The sequence below is a fragment of the Psychrobacillus sp. genome, assembly GCF_056205495.1.
The window spans coordinates 1-2,516 of sequence record NZ_JBAEAP010000606.1 but is presented as its reverse complement, the minus strand read 5'-3'; the positions used below and the strand labels follow the sequence as shown (position 1 = coordinate 2,516).

General features: G+C 36.8%; 3 protein-coding genes and 1 pseudogene. All 4 read left to right on the top strand.

The annotated features are described in order from the left end of the window. Positions 1–371: pseudogene (locus tag AC06OU_RS17300) on the top strand (S-methyl-5-thioribose kinase); the annotation flags it as partial. After that, complete coding sequence (gene mtnA, locus AC06OU_RS17295) at positions 356–1,396, top strand: S-methyl-5-thioribose-1-phosphate isomerase (RefSeq protein ID WP_298471993.1); 1,041 nt, start codon at positions 356–358, stop codon at positions 1,394–1,396. The pseudogene AC06OU_RS17300 and the gene mtnA, both read left to right, overlap by 16 nt. A 16-nt stretch (positions 1,397–1,412) precedes the next feature. Beyond that, complete coding sequence (locus tag AC06OU_RS17290; protein WP_475857421.1) at positions 1,413–2,195, top strand: DeoR/GlpR family DNA-binding transcription regulator; 783 nt, start codon at positions 1,413–1,415, stop codon at positions 2,193–2,195. A 10-nt stretch (positions 2,196–2,205) separates the two neighbouring features. Next, positions 2,206–2,516: class II aldolase/adducin family protein (locus tag AC06OU_RS17285; protein ID WP_475857420.1), on the top strand; the 311-nt coding region annotated here is incomplete at its 3' end.

Genomic DNA, 2,516 nt, shown 5'->3' with positions numbered 1-2,516 from the left:
TCACTAATTGGGTAGAACAATCCATTGAAGATACTCTCGATTTATTTAAACAAAAGTTTGTGAAGTTATGGAAGGAATCAGCTGAAGAGCCATTTGCTAAAAATGAGTCTACTATTGTAGAAGATTATTTATCTCAAGTCTTGAAGGATACTGCAGGTATGGCAGGTCTTGAGTTGAATCGACGAATTGTAGGGCTTGCAAAGGTGAAGGATATTACGAGTCTAGCTCGTGAACAGCGAGTTATTGCTGAAAGATTATGTATGTTAACTGCAAATGAATTCATTTTAAATCAATCAGTTTATCAAAGTGGAGCTAAATATATCGATACTTTAAAAGCTGTAAAGGAGAGTTTAATATGTCAGAAGAGTTAATATCGATAAAGTGGGAAAATGATGGCCTTATATTGCTTGACCAAACGATTCTTCCAAATGAAATAGTGTATGACCGTTACGAAACGATTGAAAGTGTATGGGATGCAATAGTAGTGATGAAGGTAAGGGGGGCACCTGCAATTGGAGTGGCTGCTGCTTATGGAATGTATCTTGGAATTCGAGATTGTAAAGGCTCCTATGAAGAGTTTATGGATTTATTGCAAAAAAGTAGAGATTACTTATCTACATCCAGACCTACTGCTGTAAATTTGTTTTGGGCTATTGACCGTATGGTTGGGAAGGCAATGGATTCTAACTTACAAGACGTAGAAGAACTCAAACAAATTTTACTAGAAGAAGCCATCTCCATTCACAAGGAAGATGAAGAAATAAATCGTAATATTGGCGAACATCTATTGACTCTATTAGAGGATGGTCAAGGTTTTTTAACCCATTGTAATGCTGGAGCTTTAGCTACCACTAGATACGGAACAGCTACTTCACCGTTCTATCTTGCAAAAGAGAAGGGTTGGGATTTCAAGGTTTATGCTGACGAAACTAGACCAAGGCTACAGGGTTCGACCTTAACTGCATTAGAATTACAACGTGCAGGAATAGATGTTACTGTAATTACTGATAATATGGCTTCCATGGTTATGTCTCAGGGGAAGGTTCAGGCTGTAATTGTAGGCTGTGACCGGGTTGCTGCAAATGGAGATACAGCTAATAAAATTGGTACAATGGGAGTAGCTATTTTAGCGAAACACTTTGGTATTCCATTTTATGTCGCAGCACCAACTCCGACTATTGATCTTGCTACACCAAATGGAAGTGGTATCCCTATTGAGGAAAGAGATACGGAGGAAGTGACTAATCGCTTTGGGCAATGGTCTGCTCCAAAAGATGTGAAGGTATATAATCCTGCTTTTGATGTGACGCCTGCAGATCTAATAACTGCTATCGTAACAGAGAAAGGAATTGTAAGAGGACCATACGAAGAAAATCTAAAAAAATTGTTTTTATAAAGGTAGGTAATCACTTGTGTCTGTCCCAATAGATCGTAGAAATGCAATATTAACTATATTAGAAAATATGGATTATGCTGAAGTCAGCTACTTAAGTAAGAAGTTCAATGTTTCTGAAATGACCATTCGAAGAGACTTAGAGAAACTTGAAAAGGATGGGGAACTTATTCGCTTATTTGGTGGTGCTAAGCTAAAAACCAAAAGGGTCTATGAAGGGACTATAGAAGAACGTTTATCCACCAATCTACTAGAGAAACAAAAAATAGCAGAAGAAGCAATTAAGCTTATTAGTGATGGAGATGTCATTGCATTTGATGCAAGTACCTCTGCATTAGAGGTAAGTAAAAGGCTACGTGGTTTCGAATCACTGACAGTTGTTACTAACAATTTATCAATAGCTGTAGAGCTTTCCAATGTTAAAGGGGTTGCAACTATTTTATTAGGCGGATATGTACGAGGTAAATCCTTGTCGACTATTGGAGCCTCTCTACATCAATATATGAATTCTATATTCATAGATAAATGCTTTATATCAAGTAAGTCGCTAAGCTTTGAACACGGCTTAACTGACTCAACAATAGATGAGGGAGAAGCAAAACAAGCTATGATTCATAAATCTAATCAAGTAATCGTACTTGCTGATCAAAAAAAGATTGAAACTGTAGCTTTTTTTCAAGTATGTGAATCAAATGAAATCCATACATTGATCACTAATGAAGATATAGATATGCCTCCTGAAATTGAAGAAAGCCTAGAAAACTTTCGGTCAAATGGCACAAATGTGATTATTGCGAGATAGGGAGAGAATTATGTTATTAAACAAACAACGACAAGAGATTGTGGATTATTTAAATAAACTAATACCTAGTGGCCTTACAAAAGGCACAGGGGGTAATATAAGTAGTTTTGATAGAGAAAGCGGATTAGTAGCCATTAGTCCAAGTGGATTGGAATATCATACGCTTACTGCGGAGGATATTGTAGTGACAGATTTGGAAGGTAATATAGTGGAAGGAAAGAATAAACCTTCTAGCGAATGGTCCATGCACACGATATTTTATCGCCAAAGAGAGGACATTAATGCTGTTGTACATACACATAGTCCTTATGCTAAAACACT

What these genes read in the sequence shown, in the direction of transcription:
- mtnA (WP_298471993.1), top strand. Translation starts at nt 356, where the DNA reads ATGTCAGAAGAGTTAATATCGATAAAGTGGGAAAATGATGGCCTTATA.